At 58.5% G+C, this 15,615-nt stretch carries 15 protein-coding genes; 7 read left to right on the top strand and 8 right to left on the bottom strand.

Annotated elements, in window-relative coordinates; translation table 11 throughout:
* Positions 1-2: 2 nt before the first annotated feature.
* From phnE to phnC, 3 genes are all read right to left on the bottom strand, one after another.
* Positions 3-875, bottom strand: a complete 873-nt coding sequence (phnE, locus tag SLH49_RS02425; RefSeq protein WP_320267579.1) for a phosphonate ABC transporter, permease protein PhnE — start codon at positions 873-875, stop codon at positions 3-5.
* Between the two features lie 73 nt (positions 876-948).
* Positions 949-1,854, bottom strand: coding sequence for a phosphonate ABC transporter substrate-binding protein (gene phnD / locus SLH49_RS02420; RefSeq protein ID WP_320267578.1), 906 nt, complete (start codon positions 1,852-1,854; stop codon positions 949-951).
* A 60-nt stretch (positions 1,855-1,914) separates the two neighbouring features.
* The gene (gene phnC, locus SLH49_RS02415; RefSeq protein ID WP_320267577.1) at positions 1,915-2,736 is read right to left on the bottom strand and encodes a phosphonate ABC transporter ATP-binding protein; all 822 of its coding nucleotides are present in this window, start codon (positions 2,734-2,736) and stop codon (positions 1,915-1,917) included.
* 169 nt (positions 2,737-2,905) lie between these two features.
* Here phnC and SLH49_RS02410 point away from each other — a divergent pair, with 169 nt between their 5' ends.
* On the top strand, positions 2,906-3,118 hold the full coding sequence (locus SLH49_RS02410) for a hypothetical protein (protein ID WP_320267576.1): 213 nt from the start codon (positions 2,906-2,908) through the stop codon (positions 3,116-3,118).
* 21 nt (positions 3,119-3,139) lie between these two features.
* Here the strand turns inward: SLH49_RS02410 and bhcR are convergent, their stop codons facing one another.
* Complete coding sequence (gene bhcR / locus SLH49_RS02405) at positions 3,140-3,958, bottom strand: HTH-type transcriptional regulator BhcR (RefSeq protein WP_320267575.1); 819 nt, start codon at positions 3,956-3,958, stop codon at positions 3,140-3,142.
* Between the two features lie 166 nt (positions 3,959-4,124).
* Between bhcR and bhcA the strand changes: the two genes are divergently transcribed.
* The 4 genes from bhcA (at position 4,125) to bhcD (ending at position 8,530) form a co-directional block, all read left to right on the top strand.
* A complete protein-coding gene (gene bhcA, locus SLH49_RS02400; RefSeq protein WP_320267574.1) occupies positions 4,125-5,315 on the top strand; it encodes an L-aspartate--glyoxylate aminotransferase BhcA in 1,191 nt (396 codons plus the stop codon).
* Positions 5,315-6,286: a beta-hydroxyaspartate dehydratase BhcB gene (gene bhcB, locus SLH49_RS02395; RefSeq protein WP_320267573.1), complete on the top strand. Its 972-nt coding sequence runs from the start codon at positions 5,315-5,317 to the stop codon at positions 6,284-6,286. Before bhcA ends, bhcB begins: the two co-directional genes overlap by 1 nt.
* A 12-nt stretch (positions 6,287-6,298) precedes the next feature.
* Entirely contained in the window at positions 6,299-7,462 is a 1,164-nt protein-coding gene (gene bhcC, locus SLH49_RS02390; protein WP_320267572.1) for a 3-hydroxy-D-aspartate aldolase BhcC, read from the top strand.
* A 102-nt stretch (positions 7,463-7,564) separates the two neighbouring features.
* Entirely contained in the window at positions 7,565-8,530 is a 966-nt protein-coding gene (gene bhcD / locus SLH49_RS02385) for an iminosuccinate reductase BhcD (RefSeq protein WP_320267571.1), read from the top strand.
* 5 nt (positions 8,531-8,535) lie between these two features.
* Here bhcD and SLH49_RS02380 read toward each other — a convergent pair whose 3' ends face one another.
* Together SLH49_RS02380 and puuE are read right to left on the bottom strand one after the other, a co-directional pair.
* The gene (locus SLH49_RS02380; RefSeq protein WP_320267570.1) at positions 8,536-9,006 is read right to left on the bottom strand and encodes an ureidoglycolate lyase; all 471 of its coding nucleotides are present in this window, start codon (positions 9,004-9,006) and stop codon (positions 8,536-8,538) included.
* Complete coding sequence (puuE, locus tag SLH49_RS02375) at positions 9,003-10,403, bottom strand: allantoinase PuuE (RefSeq protein ID WP_413785262.1); 1,401 nt, start codon at positions 10,401-10,403, stop codon at positions 9,003-9,005. Before puuE ends, SLH49_RS02380 begins: the two co-directional genes overlap by 4 nt.
* Before the next feature lie 94 nt (positions 10,404-10,497).
* On the opposite strand from puuE, the gene SLH49_RS02370 reads away from it, so the two are divergent.
* Positions 10,498-11,718: a urate hydroxylase PuuD gene (locus tag SLH49_RS02370; protein ID WP_320267569.1), complete on the top strand. Its 1,221-nt coding sequence runs from the start codon at positions 10,498-10,500 to the stop codon at positions 11,716-11,718.
* A 22-nt stretch (positions 11,719-11,740) separates the two neighbouring features.
* On the opposite strand, the gene SLH49_RS02365 is transcribed toward SLH49_RS02370, so the two are convergent.
* Both SLH49_RS02365 and SLH49_RS02360 read right to left on the bottom strand, forming a co-directional pair.
* Positions 11,741-12,793, bottom strand: a complete 1,053-nt coding sequence (locus SLH49_RS02365; RefSeq protein ID WP_320267568.1) for a sn-glycerol-3-phosphate ABC transporter ATP-binding protein UgpC — start codon at positions 12,791-12,793, stop codon at positions 11,741-11,743.
* A complete protein-coding gene (locus SLH49_RS02360) occupies positions 12,790-13,839 on the bottom strand; it encodes a substrate-binding domain-containing protein (RefSeq protein WP_320267567.1) in 1,050 nt (349 codons plus the stop codon). The genes SLH49_RS02365 and SLH49_RS02360 overlap by 4 nt, the downstream gene beginning before the upstream one ends.
* Before the next feature lie 142 nt (positions 13,840-13,981).
* Between SLH49_RS02360 and SLH49_RS02355 the strand changes: the two genes are divergently transcribed.
* Entirely contained in the window at positions 13,982-15,601 is a 1,620-nt protein-coding gene (locus SLH49_RS02355) for an alpha-glucosidase (protein ID WP_320267566.1), read from the top strand.
* Positions 15,602-15,615: the final 14 nt, after the last annotated feature.

Below are 15,615 nucleotides of genomic sequence, written 5' to 3'. Positions count from 1 at the left end.
GGTCATGAACTTGGTTTCCCGTGTGTCAGCCGGTCGCGCACGCGCGAGGAGAGCTGATCGACAATCACGATGGTGACAAAGAGCAGGATGAAGATCGATGCGGCTTCATCAAACTTACCCATGCCGAAGGTGATCGTGTTGCGCAGGTCGTAACCGATGCCGCCTGCGCCCACAAAGCCAAGGATCGCAGACGCCCGAATATTGATCTCAAACCGCAAGAGCGCGTAGCTGAGGTAATTGGGTGCCACCTGCGGCATCACACCCAAGAGCATCCGCTGGCTCCAATTCGCGCCGACCGATTCCAGCCCTTCGATGGGTCCAAGGCTCGCATTCTCGTTGATCTCGGAGAAAAGCTTGCCCAAGGCACCCGCCGTATGCAGCGCAATCGCGATCATTGCGGGGATCGGGCCACCGCCGAGGATAAAGATCAGCACAAGGGCGATCACGATCTCCGGGAACGCCCGCAGAAAGTCCATGGTACGGCGCACAACCGGGACAAATCGCGGATATTTGGCCAAGCCGCGCGTGGCAAACAGCGACAGAAAGATCGCGACCAGACCCCCGATGAGGGTCGAGACGGCTGCGATGTTGATCGTTTCAATCAATGACGGCGTGTATTGCGCGAGGAAACCCGGCAATTGCGCGCGGTTTTGCCAGGCCTCGGCAACCACATCACCCGGAAACTCCAGCACTTTCGGCAGGCCGGGCAGAAAATCTCCGGCGTTCCGCTCTTGCGCGATCAGGAAGCCGCCAACCATCAAGATGATAAAAACTGCCAGGATGATGCCCGACATCAGCCGTTTCTGGCGCGTCATCGCCATATAGGCGGCTTGAATATCCGGACCGCCTTGTTGGCCTGCTTCGGCAAGTGCCATGAAAGATCTCGTGCTGAATGGAAAAACGCACTGACCCCGGCGGGGTCAGTGCCAGATGAAGAAGACCGTCAGATCAGTTGATGACGGATTTCCGTGCGGCGATGATCGATTCGTAGACTTCATGCTCAACCGGCTGGAAGCCGAGGCTTTCACCCGCGGACACGCCGTAAGCGCATTCCTGATCAGTCTCCAACAGGTTGTCGACCAGTTCCGTCATAGTCACCTTGACCTCATCAGGCAGCGCCTGACGCAGCACGATTGGCCCTTCAGGGATCACGTTTGAGCGCCAGATTTCAACCAAGTCGTTCATGTCCACAAGACCGGCATCAACCGCACGACGCAGCGCGCCAGAGTTGAAGCCGTCTTCCCAGTTGCCCTGACCGTCGGCCCAGGTCACACCGCCATCAACGTCACCGGCGTTCACCGCGACGATGGTTTGCTCGTGGCCGCCGGTGAACTTCACTTCACCGAAATAGTCGCCTGAATCCATCGTCGCACCCGTGATCTGCGGGATTTCGATGGAGGGGATCAGGAAGCCGGAAGTGGAGTTCGGGTCACCAAAACCAAAGACCTTGCCCTGCATGTCTTCGAGGGATTCAATGCCGCTATCGGCACGCGCAAACCCTATGGAGTGGTAGCCGATAGAACCGTCGAGGTTTGTTTTGACCAGCACAGGCTCAACCGCGTCAGGGTCCTGAATGTAGATCGCCGCGTAAGACGACGCACCCAGCCACGCCATGTCGATGGTGCCGCCCAGAAGGCCCTGGATCACGCCGTTATAGTCAGCAGGTGTGAAGATGTTCACGTCAACACCGCCCAGCGCCTCGGACGCGTAATCGGCCAGACACTGGTTCGCCGTCATCCGGTCCTGCGCGTTCTCACCACCCAGAACACCGATATTGAATTCGGTGATCCCTTGCGCAGACGCAGCCCCTGTCAGCGCGGTTGTTGCCAGTGCAGCAGCAATCAGTTTTTTCATTGTCTTCTCTCTCGTTAAGCACCCCGTCCGCCGGGGCGCGGGGTTAAAAAGGAAAAAGGCTCAGGCGCTTTCTGCGACCTGAGCCAGTTTGACGACCTCAGCATTGAGGGCTTCGATTTCGGTTGATGTGGCCGCTTCGGAGAATGTCTCGTCCGCGCCGTAAATGTCGCGCGCGACCCCGGTTGTGAGTTGCGCAGGCGTGCCGTCAAAAACGATGCGGCCATCGCGCATACCAATCACACGGTCACAATAGCGGCGCGCCGTGTCGAGCGTATGGAGGTTTGCGATGACCATACGCCCGTCTTCTTCATGAATGCGGCGCAGCGCATCCATCACGACCTGCGCGTTCATCGGGTCGAGTGAAGCGATGGGCTCATCGGCCAGAATGATCTTCGGATCTTGCATCAGCGCCCGCGCAATCGCAACGCGCTGCTGCTGGCCGCCTGAAAGCGCTTCGGCCCGCTTCGGCGCATGTTCGGCAATGCCAAGACGGTCGAGAATCTCAATGGCGGTGTGGATATCTTCGGTTGGATAGAGGTTGAACATCGTCGCCAGCGTGGACCGGCGGTTCAACGTGCCATGCAAAACGTTCGAGACGACATCCATCCGAGGCACGAGATTGAACTGCTGAAAGATCATCGCGCATTGCGATTGCCAGTTCCGCTTGGCGCTGCCGCGCAGTTGCGTCACATCCTGATCTTGAAACATGATTTGGCCGGATGTGGCATCTGTCAGGCGGTTCAACATCCGCAAAAGCGTTGATTTCCCTGCTCCTGAACGCCCGATGATGCCGATCATCGCCGGTTGCTCCACAGCAACGGACGCAGCATCAACCGCCACGTTTGCGCCAAACGATTTCGTTAACTTATTGATGTGCAGCATATACGTCCCCAATGTCGGGCCGTGTGTGACGATGCTGCTTTGCAAATTTGTATCAGAAAAGCGAAAGTTTTGTAACAGAGGGTCTTCGCCTGTGGATATGTTTTCTCTTTCCAGAACCGTTAACAAAGCTAGGATGACTTCGGGGAATCATTAAGACGGGTGTCTGGGTATGGAAGATCTTCGGCATGCAACGCAGTCAGCATCGCAAGAGGTGCTCAGCATCGAAAAAGGCGGTGCTATGGCCTTTATTCAGCAGCAATTGCACGACAGGTTGCTGCATGAAACGGTTGTAAAACTGAACCAGGAATACCTGTTCGGCACGCCAAATGAACGCGAAGACGCACGCAAGGCGTTAACGCGTCTGGGATTTGCCGAAGTTTAACGCCTCAGAAGATCAGCTCGGCTAACGGCCATTTCCACCGATTGCTGTGGTCAGCGTCGCGGCGGCTTTCATGACAAATTCTGCAAGGCCGGGGATGCGATCCTCGGTAATTCTGCTTGTGGGGCCAGAGACGGAGATTCCGGCAACCGCTTCCCCGAACACATTGTAAACTGGGGCAGCGATGCAGCGCATGCCAAGGTTCCGCTCTTCCCCGTCAATCGCATAGCCGCGGGCCTTGGCCGCATGCAGGTCGGCGATCATCGCCTCCGGCTCGGTCAGCGTATGGGGTGTGAATTGCTCCAATTTGCTCGCGGCAAGCACCTCGCGCTGGCGTTTGTCATCCATCCGGCTCAGCAACGCCTTGCCAATGCCAGATGCATGCATCGCCGACGCCGTGCCGGGCGGAAAAAACGCGCGGATCGTGGCATGGGTTTCGACCTGACCGAGGAACAGGACCTTGCCATCACGTTCGATACCAAGATTAGCGGTCTCGCCGGTCGCCTCCATCAAATCGCGCATGATGGGCCGCGCGCGTTCGACCAGCGATGTGCGCCGCAAGAACTGTGACCCAGTCAAAAACGCGGCAGGCCCGATGTTCCAAACCTGGCTTTCGTCGTCGAAATCCACAAAACCCCGCGCCTTGAACGTGCTCAGAACCCGGTAGACCGTCGTAGGCGATTGGCCCAGTTCCCCTGCAATCTCGGACAACGTGCCACCCTGCATCTGGCCAAGCTGCACCAACACCTCAAGCGCACGGTCCAGCGACTTGATCGTGTTCTGCGCGGCCTTGTCATCCCAGGCTTTGGGCCTGCCGCGCCCGCGTTTTACGTCCTCTGCCATCACACAAATATCATTTATGAAAATCGCTTTCACAATATGAAAAATTCAACGTGCTGAAAATGCTTGATTTTTAGACGCACTGGAAAACTGAAACCCAATTTCAAAAAAATGGATTACCGGGCCACGCTCTGCCAAAACACGCTTACCGTAATGGAGGAACGGCCCCATGAGCTTTCAGAACCCCGTCTTTATCCCCGGCCCCACGAACATGCCCGAGGCGATCCGCAAGGCATGTGACATGCCTACAATTGACCACCGCTCACCGCTATTTGGGCAAATTCTGCACCCAGCCCGGGCGGGTGTTCGCGAGATTCTGAAATCGAAAGAGGCTGAAATCTTCATCTTCCCCTCAACCGGCACAGGCGGTTGGGAGACTGCGCTGACCAACACGCTGTCCCCCGGTGACACCGTTCTGGCGTGCCGCAATGGCATGTTCAGCCACAAATGGATCGATATGTGCGAGCGTTTTGGCCTGCAGGTGGAACTGGTCCAGACCGCGTGGGGCGAGGGTATCCCGGCAGAGCGCTACGCCGAAATCCTCTCCGCAGACAAGGCGCATAAGATCAAGGCAGTGCTCGCCACGCATAACGAAACCGCAACCGGCGTGAAATCCGACATCGCGGCCATCCGCAAGGCGATGAATGCGGCAAACCACCCGGCGCTGTTGTTCGTCGACGGGGTCAGTTCCATCGCCTCCATGGATTTTCGGTTTGACGAATGGGGCGTGGACGTCGCCGTCACCGGCTCCCAGAAGGGGTTCATGCTGCCTGCGGGTCTCGCGATTGTTGGCTTTAGCCCAAAGGCGCTTGATGCAAATCGTGATGCCACGCTGCCTCGCACCTTCTTTGATATCAACGACATGACCAAGGGCTATGAGGCCAACGCCTATCCCTATACCCCTGCGGTCGGCCTGATGAACGGCTTGGCACTCGCCACGAAAACGCTGCTGGACGAAGGGCTCGACAGTGTCTTTGCCCGCCATCACCGGATCGCTTCGGGGGTCCGCGCGGCCGTGGATGCCTGGGGCTTGAAGCTCTGTGCCGTTACGCCAGACCTTTATTCCGATACGGTCAGTGCTATTCTTACGCCAGAGGGGTTCAACGCATCAGACATCGTCGCCCATGCCGCCGAGAAATACGGCGTCGCCTTTGGGACCGGTCTGGGCGACGTTGCAGGTAAAGTGTTCCGTATCGGCCATCTGGGCAGCATGACAGACGTCATGGCCCTGTCGGGCATCGCCACGGCCGAGATGTGCATGGTTGATCTTGGTTTGGACATCAAACTTGGTGCCGGTGTCGCCGCTGCGCAGGATTACTATCGCGGTAACACGGCCCAAGCTCTGAAGGATGCAGCATAATGAAAGACATCGGCGATCTCGATCTTCCCACCTATCAGGACATGCTGGACGCGCATGAGCGGATCAAACCGCATATTAACCGCACAGAGGTGTTGACCTCGGATTATCTGAACGAGCTGACGGGCGCGCAGCTCTTTTTCAAGTGCGAGAACTTTCAGGAACCCGGCGCCTTCAAGGTCCGCGGCGCGGCGAATGCCGTCTTTGGCCTGAGCGATAAGCAGGCCGCGAAGGGCGTGGCAACGCATTCGTCCGGCAATCATGCCTCCTGCCTCAGCTATGCCGCAATGCGCCGGGGCATTCCCTGCAACGTTGTGATGCCGCGCACCGCCCCGCAAGCGAAGAAAGACACCGTGCGCCGCTATGGCGGGGTGATCACAGAATGCGAACCGTCGACCACGTCGCGAGAAGAGACCTTTGCCAAGGTTCAAGCCGAAACAGGTGGCGATTTCGTGCATCCCTATAACGATCCGCGCGTTATTGCCGGCCAAGGCACATGTTCCAAGGAATTCATGGAACAGGTCGACGGGCTTGACATGATGGTGGCCCCCATCGGCGGCGGTGGCATGATCTCGGGCACCTGTCTGACGCTGTCGACCCTCGCGCCAGAGGTGCAGATCATCGCGTCCGAGCCGGAACAGGCCGACGACGCCTATCGCAGTTTCAAAGCGGGCTACATCATCGCCGACGATGCGCCCAAAACCATTGCAGACGGGTTGCTGGTGCCGCTCAAGGAACGCACCTGGCATTTCGTATCGAACTATGTGAGCGACATCCTGACAGCGTCGGATAAAGAGATCATCGAGGCAATGAAGATCACGTGGAAACACCTGCGGATCGTGATGGAGCCAAGCTGTGCCGTGCCGCTCGCCACGATCCTGAAGAACAAGGAGCGCTTCGCAGGCAAGCGCGTCGGGGTCATCGTCACTGGCGGCAATGTGGATTTGGACAAACTGCCCTGGATGCAGAAGTAAGGGAGAGAGACCATGAATGATATGAGTAACCTTAGAAACCTCGAAGTGGGCTACGACGTCCCCGCCCTGCCCGGCATGGACGAGGCGGATATCCAGACGCCGTGCCTCGTGCTCGATCTGGATGCGCTGGAACGCAACATCAAGAAGATGGGCGACTATGCGAAGTCCCATGGCATGCGCCACCGCGTGCATGGGAAGATGCACAAGTCCGTGGATGTCGCGCTGTTGCAGGAAAAGCTGGGTGGGTCCGTCGGGGTCTGCTGCCAGAAGGTGAGCGAGGCCGAGGTCTTCGCCCGTGGCGGGATCAAGGATGTGCTGGTGTCCAATCAGGTGCGCGATGCACAGAAGATCGACCGGCTGGCGCGTATTCCCAAACTTGGCGCGCGCGCAATCTGCTGTGTCGATGACCTGGACAACGTTGCCGATCTATCGGCAGCAGCTCAGAAACATGGCACGCAGATTGAATGCCTCGTGGAAATCGACGTCGGCGCGGGTCGCTGTGGTGTGCAGTACGGGGCTCCGGTCGTGGAACTCGCCAAGGCCATCGACGCCGCACCTGGCCTGAAATATGCGGGTATTCAGGCCTATCAAGGCGCCATGCAACATCTCGACTCTTACGAAGAGCGTCAGGGCAAAACACAGATTGCCATCGATCAGGTGCGCGAGACGCTGGAGATGCTGAAGGCCGAAGGGATTGAATCTGATATCGTCGGAGGCGGCGGAACAGGCTCCTACTACTTCGAGAGCAATTCAGGCGTGTTCAACGAATTGCAGTGCGGGTCCTACGCGTTCATGGATGCCGATTACGGACGTATCCTCGACAAAGACGGGAACCGGATCGACGAAAACGAATGGGAAAACGCTCTGTTCATCCTGACAAGCGTGATGAGCCACGCCAAGGCAGATAAGGCGATTGTGGATGCTGGGCTCAAAGCCCAATCCGTCGATAGCGGCCTGCCGACGATCTATGGCCGGACGGATGTGGAATACGTCAAATGCTCGGATGAGCATGGCGTGGTCATGGACCCGGAAGGGGCGTTGAAGGTGAACGACAAGCTGAAGCTTGTGCCGGGCCACTGTGACCCGACCTGCAATGTCCACGACTGGTATGTCGGTGTGCGCAACGGAAAAGTCGAAACGCTCTGGCCTGTTTCGGCCCGCGGCAAGGCGTACTGAGCCACATCAAATTTCTAGAAATTTGATCCCCGGCAGGTCCACCTGCCGGGCTAAGACTATGACGACCAGCCAAGGCTGCTGATCTGCACTAAAGGAATACTCATGATCATTGTCCCCGAAGCGGCGATTGCCGATCTTATCACGCGCGCCAACGCATTCACCGCCGTCGAACAAGTCTTCGCCGCAATGTCATCAGGCGACGCCTACAACTTTCCAGTCATTCGCGAAGCGATCGGCCACGAAGACGCGCTCTACGGTTTCAAGGGCGGCTTTGATGGCAAGGGCATGGCGCTTGGCCTCAAGGCCGGTGGCTACTGGCCGCACAACATGGAGCGTCGTGGGCTGATCAACCATCAATCCACGGTGTTCCTCTTTGACCCCGATACCGGCAAGGTCGCGGCGATGGTCGGGGGCAACCTGCTGACCGCCTTGCGCACCGCTGCAGCCTCATCCGTCTCGATCAAGCATCTGGCCCGCAAAGACGCTAAGGTCATGGGCATGATCGGCGCGGGTCATCAGGCCAAGTTCCAACTGCGCGCAGCGCTGGAAACCCACCAATTCGAGAAGGTTATTGGCTGGAACTATCACCCGGAAATGCTGCCAGGCCTCGCCGAAGTGGCTGAGGAAGCGGGCGTGCCTTTCGAAGTGGGCGACCTCGACGGCATGGTTGAGGCCGATGTCGTGATCTCCATCACTTCCGTCTTCTCGCCGATCTTCGGCGCGGCTCATATCAGCCCTGGCACGCATCTGGCCTGCATGGGCACGGACACAATCGGTAAGCAGGAATGCGAAACCGATCTGGTCGCCAAGTCCACCATTTTCACGGACGAAATCGCGCAATCCATCACACTGGGCGAGGCGCAACATGCCGTCAAGGCAGGCCTCAAGACCAAAGACGACATCACCGAGATCGGGGCCGTCATCAACGGCAAACATCCTGGTCGCACAAGCGATGATGAAATCACGCTTTTCGACGGGACGGGCGTAGGTTTGCAAGACCTCGCCGTCGCCGCTTCAATCGTCGATCTAGCCATTGAAAAGGGAATGGCGACCGAGGTTGATTTCTAACCAATCTATCGGACCACACGGAAGGGCACATCAAAGACATGCTCTTCCAGATTGGGCCCGTCATCCACACGATCAATCACGGCAAAAAGTCCCGGCCCTGACAGCGGCGTTAGCACTCCGTGCCACGTGCCCCGATGAAAATTGATGCCCTCACCAGGGGCGGTCACAAACGACTGCGGGCGCAAATCAAGATCAGCGACTATCACCAGAAACGAATCCATGCTCATTGGAATGAAGGCCTGCGAGCCCAGCGGATGTCGTTCCACCAGATCAAGCTGATAGGGCAACGCGCGCAGCTCTGACCGAAACAGGCTGATCCCGACCTGCCCATCACAATCCACCTTGGCTCGGTCGTGAAATCGCCCGCAGAGACCCGCATTGATCATCTTGTCCGGGTCGCCGTCGCAATTGAGCACATCGCCGAACGGCGCAAATGCCTCTGCCGTCAGCGGAGCGATCTTGATATCGCGGCTCATCGTGGCAGCAAGTCCTTGAGGCGGTGATAGGCGATGCGTTCGACCTGATGACAGGCCTCTGAGAACTCAGTTTCCCGATCATTCTCTAGCCGCGCAGCAAACGCCCCCTTGATCGACGCCTTATCGTGATCGCGCACCGCAATGATGAACGGAAACCCGAATTTCGCGGTATAAGCCGCATTCTGCCTTGCGAACGCCTCGCGCTCCGCATCAGTCAGCGCATCAAGGCCCGCACTCGCCTGCTCTGCCGTGCTTTCTGCGGTCAGCCGCTTGGCCGCTGCGAGTTTCCCGGCAAGGTCGGGGTGGGCTGTCAAAACCCCCAGCCTCTCCTCTTCGGTCGCCGACCGAAACGCCCGACACATCGCGCTATGCAGGCCCGCGACCGTGTCATGGGCCGGACCAAGCTCCAGATCAAAGGCACGGTTCGCGACCCATGCAGAATGCTCAAATATATGACCATAAGCCCCCACGAATGTGGCCTTGTCCATCTGCGACGGGCGCACGAACCGCTGATGCGGATGCACCGTCGCCCAGTGATCCGCGATCTGTTCGCGGGTCGCGAACCAGACGCCTTCATGGTCCTGTGCATATTCAATAAATTGCCGCAAAGCCTCTGCCCGTCCGGGTCGCCCGATCAAACGGCAATGCAGCCCAATCGACATCATCCGCCCGCCCTCGCGATACAGCGCATCAAACGAGGCTTTCAGATAATCTAGAAACTGCCCACCCGCGTTGAAGCCCTGCGGCGTGGCAAAGCGCATGTCATTCGCATCCAGCGTATACGGGACGATCAGCTGTTCACGCCGTCCAAACTCCATCCAGTAAGGCAGGTCATCGGCGTAGCTGTCAGCAACATAGGCAAACTGCCCAGTCTCCGCCGCGAGCCTGACTGTGTTCATCGAACAGCGGCCCGTATACCAGCCACGCGGCGGCGCACCCACCACCTCGGCATGCAGACGAATGGCCTCTGCCATATGTGCCCGCTCCACATCCTCAGGCGTGTTCTTATATTCAACCCATTTCAGCCCGTGGCTGGCGATCTCCCAGCCCGCCTCTTTCATCGCGGCCACCTGTTCCGGCGCACGGGCCAAAGCTGTCGCCACGCCGTAAACCGTGACCGGCAGGTCCGCCATCATCCGGTGCAGCCGCCAGAACCCCGCGCGTGCGCCATATTCATAGATGCTTTCCATGTTCCAGTGGCGCTGGCCAGGCCACGCCGCAGCGCCAACGATCTCGGACAGAAAGGCCTCTGACGCCGCATCACCATGCAGGACGTTATTCTCGCCGCCTTCCTCGTAATTCAGCACGATCTGCACCGCGATCCGCGCGCCACCTGGCCAGCGCGGATCGGGCGGATGTGCCCCATAACCGATCATGTCACGCGGATATCGCTGCACCTTTGCCCCCTGAGCCCGTTTGGCCTTGACTGTTACAGGCAATAGACGCCAACACAAGACGGGTGTGAAATCAGCCGGTTGAGGGGCATTGCCGATGTATGATGCAGCGATCTTGTGGGACTGGCTAGCCTTCGCCGTCCGCTGGCTGCATGTGATCACGGCCATCGCTTGGATCGGGTCGTCCTTCTATTTTATCGCGTTGGACCTGTCGCTGAACCGCGATATCGATGGGCCCGCGGATGGCGAGGAATGGCAGGTCCATGGTGGCGGGTTCTACCATATCCAGAAATATCTGGTGGCCCCGGCGGCGATGCCCGAACATCTGACCTGGTTCAAATGGGAAAGCTATTGGACTTGGCTTTCGGGTTTCGCGCTACTGGCCGTGGTCTATTGGGCCGGGGCCGAGCTTTACCTGATCGACCCCAACAAGGCCGATCTGGCGATCTGGCAAGGCATCCTGATCTCTGCTGGTTCGCTGGCAATCGGCTGGATCATCTATGATTTCCTTTGCAAATCACCCCTTGGCGACCAGCCCACCACCCTGATGCTCCTGCTTTTTGTCCTGCTTGTGGCGATGTCGTGGGGCTACAATCAAGTCTTCACCGGGCGGGCAGCACTTCTGCATCTCGGCGCTTTCACCGCGACGATCATGACTGCCAATGTGTTCTTCATCATTATGCCGAACCAGCGGATTGTCGTGGCCGACCTCAAGGCCGGGCGCACGCCAGACGCCAAATATGGCAAGATCGCCAAGCTGCGTTCGACCCATAACAACTACCTAACCCTGCCGGTCATTTTCCTGATGCTGTCCAACCATTATCCGCTGGCCTTTGGCACAGAATATGCCTGGATCATCGCCGCCCTCGTCTTCCTAATGGGCGTAACGATCCGGCATTACTTCAACTCCATGCATGCACGCAAAGGCCGCCCATCCTGGACATGGGCCGTCACGGTCCTGCTCTTTATCCTGATCGCGCGGCTCTCGACCCAGCCGGGTCACGACACTTACGAAGAGGCCGAGGCGCGGGCACTGACACCATACGAAGCGCGGTTCGCGTCAGCGGACGGCTTTGAAGATGCCCGCGATATCGTCATCGGGCATTGCTCCATGTGCCACGCGCGCGAGCCTGTCTGGAACAATATGCAATGGGCGCCCAAAGGCGTTTTCCTCGAAACCGAAAGCGACATCGCCCGCCACGCGCGGCAGATTTACCTGCAGGCCGGGGTCAGCCACGGCATGCCACCACCGAACGCGGTGGACATGGCGGCAGAAGACCGTGCCAAACTTATCGCTTGGTATCGCAGCGGATCGTAGGGTGGGTGAAACCCACCTTGATTCACAGATAAATACGCGCCCCGGTCTCCGCTTCGAAGAAGTTCAACTTACCTGGTGTTATCGAGAGGTTGACCGGGTCTGTGCTGTTCTCATCCATTCGTCCCGGCAGGCGTGCCGTGACTGTCACGCCGTTCAGACCGAAATTCAGATAGCATTCGGCACCTGTATTCTCGATCATTGTTGGGGTGACTCGCAGGTCTGACCCGCCTAGAGAAAGATGCTCCGGACGAATGCCAACCTGCACGTGGTCGGGCAGACCTTGTCGCGCCGGGAGCGACACATCCCCCAAGTTCAATCGACCATCTGAAATAGTGGCTGGAATGATGTTCATCGGCGGCGACCCCATGAAATCGGCCACAAATGTATTTGCAGGCCGGTCATAAATCTCCTGCGGCGTGCCAATCTGCTGAATGTCGCCGCCTTTCAGCACGACAATCCGGCTGGCCAGTGTCATCGCCTCGATCTGATCATGGGTCACGTAAACGACACTGGCGCCGGTCGTCTTGTGCAGGCGCTTGATCTCGGCCCGCATTTCCACTCGCAACTTGGCGTCGAGGTTTGAGAGCGGCTCGTCGAACAAAAACAACTTGGGGTCCCGCACCAGTGCGCGGCCCATGGCGACCCTTTGGCGCTGTCCGCCAGACAGCTGCGACGGGTTGCGGTCCAACAGATGATCAATCTGTAAGAGCTTCGCCACTTCGGCGATCTTCGCATCCATCTGCGCCTTGGGCACCTTGCGGATCTTCATGCCGAAACCGATGTTTTCGGCAACCGTCATCGTGGGGTACAAAGCATAGCTTTGAAACACCATCGCGATGTCACGGTCCTTGGGCGGTTCCTGCGTGACGTCCCGCCCGCCAATCATGAGCGACCCGGCACTGATCTCCTCTAGCCCCGCGATACAGTTCAAAAGCGTGGATTTCCCGCAGCCCGAAGGGCCGACCAGAACGAGAAACTCGCCTTGTACCATGTCGATATTGACATCGCGCAAGACCTCAACAGCACCGTAAGCTTTAGCAAGGCCGTTGGTTTGAAGGACGTGTGAGGTGCTCATGTCGAGAGCCATGGTGTTTCTCCTCCTTTTGGTGCAGGACCGGTCGAGGCACGGACGATGAGTTCCGCCCGCTCGATCCTTTGTTCGGCCGGTGCGCCCTTCACATGGGCCACAAGCAACTCTGCCAGGGGCTGACATGCATCGCGCAACGGTGCACGGGTCACCGTCAGGGCCGGTTCAAGATCGCGTGCCTGCGTCAGTGGCAAGGCATCGTCATGACCCATCACCGAAACGTCGCCCGGCACGGACAACCCGCGATCCTTCACGGCTCGCATGACGCCCGCCGCGACTAGCGTCGATGCGCAGACAAAAGCCGTGGGCGAAGGTCCGTCACGACCGGCCAACATTTCAAGCGCATGCGTATAGCCATGTGTCTCGGTCTCGGCATCTGACGTCATGAAGGCCGCAGGCACAGAAAGCCCCTCCGCTTCCATCGCCTTGGAGAAGCCGCGCAACCGGTCGACCGAGAATGCGTAGCGGGACTGCCCGTTGATCAGCGCGATGCGCTTGTGACCAAGCGAGGTGAGCAGCCGCACCGCATCGGCAGATACGGCCGCGTTATCGATCCCGAAACAGGCATAATCGACATCCGGTGCCGTCTGCCCGTGCATCACAAACGGGATGCCCTTTTCCTGCAAAAATGCCACGCGGGGGTCGTCGGGCACCGGCGCATTCAGGATGAAACCATCAAGGATGTCACGCTCCATCAGTTTGCGGTAAGGCAGCACCGGATCATCATCCTGATCCACGGCAAGAACGAGGTCCGTATCCTGCGCCCCAAGTGCTGCGGTCAATCCCGTGAGCATCTCGAAGAAGGTCTGGTCGGCACTCATATCTGCACGGATCTTAATGATTAGCCCCACCATGCCAGAGCGTCCCGTGACCAGCCGCTGTGCCACGCGGTTTGGCCGGTAGCCAAGCCGCTCTGCCACCTCGCGGACGCGGTCAACGGTGTTCTTGTTCACTTCGGGAAAGCCATTCAGCGCCCGGCTCACCGTCGCAGGTGACAGTCCCAGCTCGGCGCCGATTTCCTTGAGCGTTGCCACACGCGCTCCTCCTCAAAGCGATTACATATCTTCCATCTTGTAATGCAATAAATCGACTATTCATAGCGGAAAACCGAATTTAAAACGATTTGAAAGTCTGATCCGATTTGTTACCGTACTGGCGAATCAATGGAGAGCACCAATGCGTGAATGGTGGCGTGACGCCGTAATCTATCAGGTCTACCCCCGCTCGTTTCAGGACGATGATGGCGACGGGATCGGCGATCTGAAGGGGATTACACGCCGCCTGCCCCATATCGCGGCATTGGGGGCTGATTGCATCTGGCTGTCGCCGATCTTCACCTCGCCGCAAAAGGACATGGGCTATGACGTGTCCAATTACACCGATATCGACCCGCTTTTTGGCACGTTGGAAGATTTCGACGCGCTGATCGCCTGTGCCCATGAACTGGGGCTGAAAGTGATCACCGATCAGGTCTTGTCACATACCTCTGACCAGCACCCATGGTTCATGGAATCGCGTGTCAGCCGGGACAACCCGAAGTCGGATTGGTATGTCTGGGCCGACCCGCTACCTGACGGGTCCCCCCCGACCAACTGGCATAGCCATTTCGGCGGCCCGGCCTGGGAATTCGACCCGCAGCGCGGTCAGTATTACCTGCACAATTTCCTCGCCGCGCAACCCGATCTGAACTTCCACAACCCCGATGTGGTCGATGCGATCCTCGAGACGTGTAAGTTCTGGCTCGACCGTGGGCTCGACGGCTTCCGGTTAGACACGGTGAACTACTACTTCCACGACGCGCAGTTACGCTCCAACCCCCCAGCGCAGTCCCGTCCGCAGGTCATGGCGACCGATCTTTATGGGATGCAGGACAACATCTACAACAAGACCCGGCCCGAGAACCTTGGCTTTCTGGAACGCTTGCGCGCGCTGACAGACCAATATGACGACATCATGATGGTCGGTGAAGTGGGCGAGATGGGGCGCAAATCGATTCAGATCATGGGCGATTACACCGCCGGCAGCAGCCGTCTGCACATGGCATATAGCTTTGCGATGCTCAGCCCCGATTTCACCGCCGATCACTTCCGCAGTTGCATCGAAGGCTTTCAACAAGGTGCGCCCGATGGCCACCCAAAATGGTCTTTCAGCAACCATGATGTGCCCCGCCACGTTACCCGCTGGGATGAGCATGCAGTCAGCGAGGGGCATATGGCCCGGCTCGCCTGCGCGATGCTGATGTCATTCGAGGGCACGATTGGCATCTACCAAGGCGAAGAACTGGGGCAAACCGAAACCGAGCTGACCTATGACGAACTGACCGACCCACCAGCATTGCGGTATTGGCCCGCAATCAAGGGGCGCGATGGTTGCCGGACACCCATGGTCTGGGAACAGGACAAACCGAATGCCGGTTTCTCGACCGGGCGTCCCTGGCTGCCCATCAAATCGCCGCAGGCCGCACTTGCCGTCGATGGCCAAGAGGCGGCCAATGACAGCACGCTGCATTTCTACAAAAGCGCTATAGCTTTTCGGAAATCGCAGCCCGCGCTGACCACTGGCGACACGTCTTTCATCAACCTGCCCGAACCCCTGCTGGCGTTTCAGCGCCAATCCGAAGGGCAGCAGATCACCTGCGCTTTCAACCTCTCGAAAGACCCGCAGGTCATCACCCTTTCAGGCGAGGCGGCCCTGACCGGCCCGCGTCACGCCAATCTTGACGGGCCTACACTCACCCTGCCCGGCAACGGCTTTGCTTACCTGACCCATGACGGGGCGCTCGCCTTGTCAGCCTAAACCAACTCTCTGGG

This window comes from Cognatiyoonia sp. IB215446, assembly GCF_033963825.1.
Taxonomy (GTDB): domain Bacteria; phylum Pseudomonadota; class Alphaproteobacteria; order Rhodobacterales; family Rhodobacteraceae; genus Yoonia.
This window is presented reverse-complemented; position numbering and strand designations above follow the sequence as displayed.

What these genes read in the sequence shown, in the direction of transcription:
- bhcC (WP_320267572.1), top strand. Translation starts at nt 6,299, where the DNA reads ATGAATGATATGAGTAACCTTAGAAACCTCGAAGTGGGCTACGACGTC.
- phnE (WP_320267579.1), bottom strand. Translation starts at nt 875, where the DNA reads ATGGCACTTGCCGAAGCAGGCCAACAAGGCGGTCCGGATATTCAAGCC.
- bhcB (WP_320267573.1), top strand. Translation starts at nt 5,315, where the DNA reads ATGAAAGACATCGGCGATCTCGATCTTCCCACCTATCAGGACATGCTG.
- bhcD (WP_320267571.1), top strand. Translation starts at nt 7,565, where the DNA reads ATGATCATTGTCCCCGAAGCGGCGATTGCCGATCTTATCACGCGCGCC.
- SLH49_RS02365 (WP_320267568.1), bottom strand. Translation starts at nt 12,793, where the DNA reads ATGAGCACCTCACACGTCCTTCAAACCAACGGCCTTGCTAAAGCTTAC.
- SLH49_RS02380 (WP_320267570.1), bottom strand. Translation starts at nt 9,006, where the DNA reads ATGAGCCGCGATATCAAGATCGCTCCGCTGACGGCAGAGGCATTTGCG.
- SLH49_RS02410 (WP_320267576.1), top strand. Translation starts at nt 2,906, where the DNA reads ATGGAAGATCTTCGGCATGCAACGCAGTCAGCATCGCAAGAGGTGCTC.
- phnC (WP_320267577.1), bottom strand. Translation starts at nt 2,736, where the DNA reads ATGCTGCACATCAATAAGTTAACGAAATCGTTTGGCGCAAACGTGGCG.
- phnD (WP_320267578.1), bottom strand. Translation starts at nt 1,854, where the DNA reads ATGAAAAAACTGATTGCTGCTGCACTGGCAACAACCGCGCTGACAGGG.
- SLH49_RS02370 (WP_320267569.1), top strand. Translation starts at nt 10,498, where the DNA reads ATGTATGATGCAGCGATCTTGTGGGACTGGCTAGCCTTCGCCGTCCGC.
- bhcR (WP_320267575.1), bottom strand. Translation starts at nt 3,958, where the DNA reads ATGGCAGAGGACGTAAAACGCGGGCGCGGCAGGCCCAAAGCCTGGGAT.
- bhcA (WP_320267574.1), top strand. Translation starts at nt 4,125, where the DNA reads ATGAGCTTTCAGAACCCCGTCTTTATCCCCGGCCCCACGAACATGCCC.
- SLH49_RS02355 (WP_320267566.1), top strand. Translation starts at nt 13,982, where the DNA reads ATGCGTGAATGGTGGCGTGACGCCGTAATCTATCAGGTCTACCCCCGC.